At 72.7% G+C, this 3146-nt stretch carries 4 protein-coding genes; 3 read left to right on the top strand and 1 reads right to left on the bottom strand.

The annotated features are described in order from the left end of the window. Positions 1-761: phosphatase PAP2 family protein (locus JWQ92_RS03070; RefSeq protein ID WP_297342991.1), on the bottom strand; the 761-nt coding region annotated here is incomplete at its 3' end. A gap of 145 nt (positions 762-906) precedes the next feature. On the opposite strand from JWQ92_RS03070, the gene JWQ92_RS03075 reads away from it, so the two are divergent. From JWQ92_RS03075 to JWQ92_RS03085, 3 genes are all read left to right on the top strand, one after another. Then, the gene (locus JWQ92_RS03075; protein ID WP_297342992.1) at positions 907-2139 is read left to right on the top strand and encodes a GAF domain-containing protein; all 1233 of its coding nucleotides are present in this window, start codon (positions 907-909) and stop codon (positions 2137-2139) included. 68 nt (positions 2140-2207) lie between these two features. After that, positions 2208-2522 carry a hypothetical protein gene (locus JWQ92_RS03080; RefSeq protein WP_297342993.1) on the top strand — a complete coding sequence of 105 codons (315 nt, stop codon included), beginning with the start codon at positions 2208-2210 and terminating at the stop codon, positions 2520-2522. 1 nt (position 2523) lies between these two features. Further along, entirely contained in the window at positions 2524-2853 is a 330-nt protein-coding gene (locus JWQ92_RS03085) for an ATP-dependent DNA ligase (RefSeq protein ID WP_297342994.1), read from the top strand. Positions 2854-3146: the final 293 nt, after the last annotated feature.

A 3146-nucleotide genomic window follows, 5' to 3' on the forward strand; every position in this document is an offset into this window, starting at 1 on the left:
ACACGGACCGTGCGCCGTGTGTCGACCGCGATCACGACGCCGACCACGACGAGTGACAGGGCGACGGAAGCGCTCACGTCCGTGAGCCAGTGGTAGCCGAGGTACAGCCGGCTGACCACCTGGGCGACGATGCAGGCCCCGGCGATCGTGAAGGCGACGACGGTGAACCAGCGTCGGCCGATCCGGCTCGCGAACAGGAAGGCGAGAAGCAGGAAGAAGTCCGACATGCCGAGCACATGGCCTGACGGGAAGGAGTAGGTGCGGTCCGGGTCGAGCAGCATCTGCGCCAGCGGGGGCCGCGGGTGCCGCACGATCGGCGCGAGCACCTGCGCCAGGGCGACGCCGGTCACCATCCCGGCGAAGAGCAGGATGGGGCGCCAGAGGTGCCGGGCGACGAGCACCCAGGTGACGAGCACGACCAGCACGAGGATGGGCATCCCGATCGGCCCGAACACGACCGCGAGCACGGTCATGATCCGAGTCGCATCACCGGATCGCTGGGCGTCGAACCACTGCTCGACGGGGCGGTCGAGCTGCTCGAACCCGGTGTGGGTGAGCACGGCGACGAGGAGCCCGACGAATGAGACGAGGCCGACCGTGACGAGTGCGGCCGCCGCCGCGTAGAGGCGCCGCCGGACGTGCGGGTCCACGAACCGCACCTCGACGACGAAGCGGTCGTGCCACGTGGACCAGCGTCCGGGCGATCCGCGCCCCGGCACGGCGGGCGCCGGAGCGGAAGCGGGATCGGAGCGTGCGGGCATCGTCGCCTGTCGTCGGGGAAGCGGGACGGACGCAATCTAGCCCTCAGGACGGCCTCGGGCACGGGCCGGGCCGGGGGCGGACCGCCCGGTCGACCCCCCAGAACTCGGGGAGGACCGCCGAGCCCGGCGTGCCTACGCTGACCTCATGGGGCTCTTGACGCCGGTCGTCCGCGCAGGCATGCAGCTCTGGTACGCGAAGGTCAACGCGGATCGGCTCATGGCCCCCACACCACGCGACCGCCCCGTGTACGAGAGCGGTGCCGAGGACGCCAGGCGTGTCCTCCTGCTCGGCAACGGTCCGACGCACGGCTGGGGCGTGCTGACCCACCAGCTCGCGCTGACGGGTCACCTCGGTCGGTCCCTCCTCGCGCGCACCGGTGAGCCCTGGGACGTCGACTACGTGGGCGACGAGCTCATGAACGTCGCCACGGCGCTCAACTGGCTCGGCCGCCGCGAGCTGGGGCCGTACGACCTCGTCGTGCTCGTGCTGAGCATGAACGACGCGGTGCGGCTCACGCCGATGCCGGCCTGGTCGCAGTCGATGTCGGTGCTGCTCGCCCATCTGGACTCGGGTCGCGCCCCCGGTGCGGGGATCCTCGTCGCCGGCGTGCAGCCCGTCGCCTCCGTGCAGGGTTTCGGCGGCCTCGCCGGTGTGTTGGGCCAGCGGCACGCGGACCGCCTCAACGCCAGGACCCGCGAGCTCCTCGCCCCGATGCACGACGCCGCCTTCACGGACCTCGGTGCCCCGCGGACCGAGATCGGCCGTCCGGCCGGCTCGGCGGTCACGTACGCGGCGTGGGCGGACCGCCTCGCCGACTCCGCCCTTCCGCTGCTTCAGGGCGCCCGCGCCCGCACCCTGCCCGTGACGGAGGCCGACGGATTCGCGTGGCGGGGCGCCTCGCGCCTGCTCGCCATGCACGGCGGCACCGGGACCGCGGAGCTCAAGGCACTCGAGGAGGAGGCGAAGCGGCGCTTCGGCGTGCCGCTCGCCCTCGTGACCCTGCTCGAGGGCGACCGTCAGTACTTCCCGACCGGCGCGGGTCCGGTGCCGGCCTCCGTGCCGCGCGAGCTCACCTACTGTGACGTCGCTGCAGCCCAGGACGTGCCGCTCGTCGTGCCGAACGCGCGCAAGGATCCGCGGTTCGCCGGCAGCGCCTACATCGACGTCGCGCACACGCCGTTCTACGCCGGCACGGCACTCCGCTCGCGCGAGGGCGATGTCATCGGCACCTTCTGCCTCATGGGAGCGTTCCCCCGGAGGGCGGAGCGCGTCGACGTCCTGGAGCTGCAGCGCTACGCCGCGGCCGCGCAGCGCATCCTGTGGCGCATCGAGTCCGAGGCAGCCGAGCCCGCAGCGACCGGCTCGACGACCGTGTGACCTGCCCGACCTGGGTGTCGCTGTCAATCCCCCGAGGGGAATACGTCCACGTTCAATACGGTCGAGGGGTGAACCACCTCACGATGGCCGAGAAGTCGCTGCTGATCGGAGACACCGAAGCGGACCGGCTCGTGGAGTACGCGGCCCTCATCGCCCGCGTCGGGAGCGCGGACCACGTCCGCTTGAAGGCGCTCTCGCCGCAGGGTGAGGCGGTGGTGGTCGACGTCCTGCTCAATGCGGGAACGGTGCTCGTCGAGACCACACGCTCCGAGTTCTCGGACCCGGACAACGCCGAGGCCATCGCCACGATGCGCAGCAGGATGGCCGCGTACGACGTGTCGGTGGACTTCGAGACCGACAACCCGTTCGGCACCGAGGCTTGACGTGGGGTCGTTGACCTACGACGGCACGGTCGTCTCGTTCGACGACCGCCTGCTGACCCACCTGCAGATCGTCATCGTGCAGCAGTTCCGGCGGCGCGAGAGCTTCACCATGTCATGGCTCGACCCGCTGTCCGCGGGCGACGGGCGCAGCTCCGTCTGGCTCCACCCCGAGTGCCACCTCTACTTCAAGTTCTCCGGCTCCCGCGTGCCGGCCATCAACGAGGAGTGGCTCCGCCGCCTCACCGACAGCGCGCGCGGCTCGCACGGCCTCGTGGTCACGCAGGAGGACGGGCGCCTGGCCCGCGCCGAGGGGCTGGGCCTGCGCCGCTGAGTCCTCGCGGCGCACGGCCCAGGGTCGCAGGGCAGTGGGAACCGGGCCCTGACGATCGTGGCAGTGGCCGCGCGGGCGGCGCGCCGGCTGCTCGCGGGGTCCGGCCCCGAGGCAGGAGGGCGCCGAAGCGCCCCTCCCTGCCGGGGGTCCAGCCGATCAGCGTCCGGAGCGGCGCGATGAGGATGCGGCCGGGCGGCCGCGGCGGGTGTCGCCCGCGCCGATCGGCCGGCCGCCGCGCGACTGCGGCTGACCGCCGCGCTGCTGCTGCGGCGCGCCGGTGCGCGCACGGGGCG

Origin of the sequence: Amnibacterium sp. (genome assembly GCF_025463795.1) — a bacterium.
Classification (GTDB): Bacteria; Actinomycetota; Actinomycetes; order Actinomycetales; family Microbacteriaceae; genus Amnibacterium.

Bases quoted from the DNA above. Each gene is read 5' to 3' on its own strand.
- JWQ92_RS03075 (WP_297342992.1), top strand. From the start codon at position 907: ATGGGGCTCTTGACGCCGGTCGTCCGCGCAGGCATGCAGCTCTGGTAC.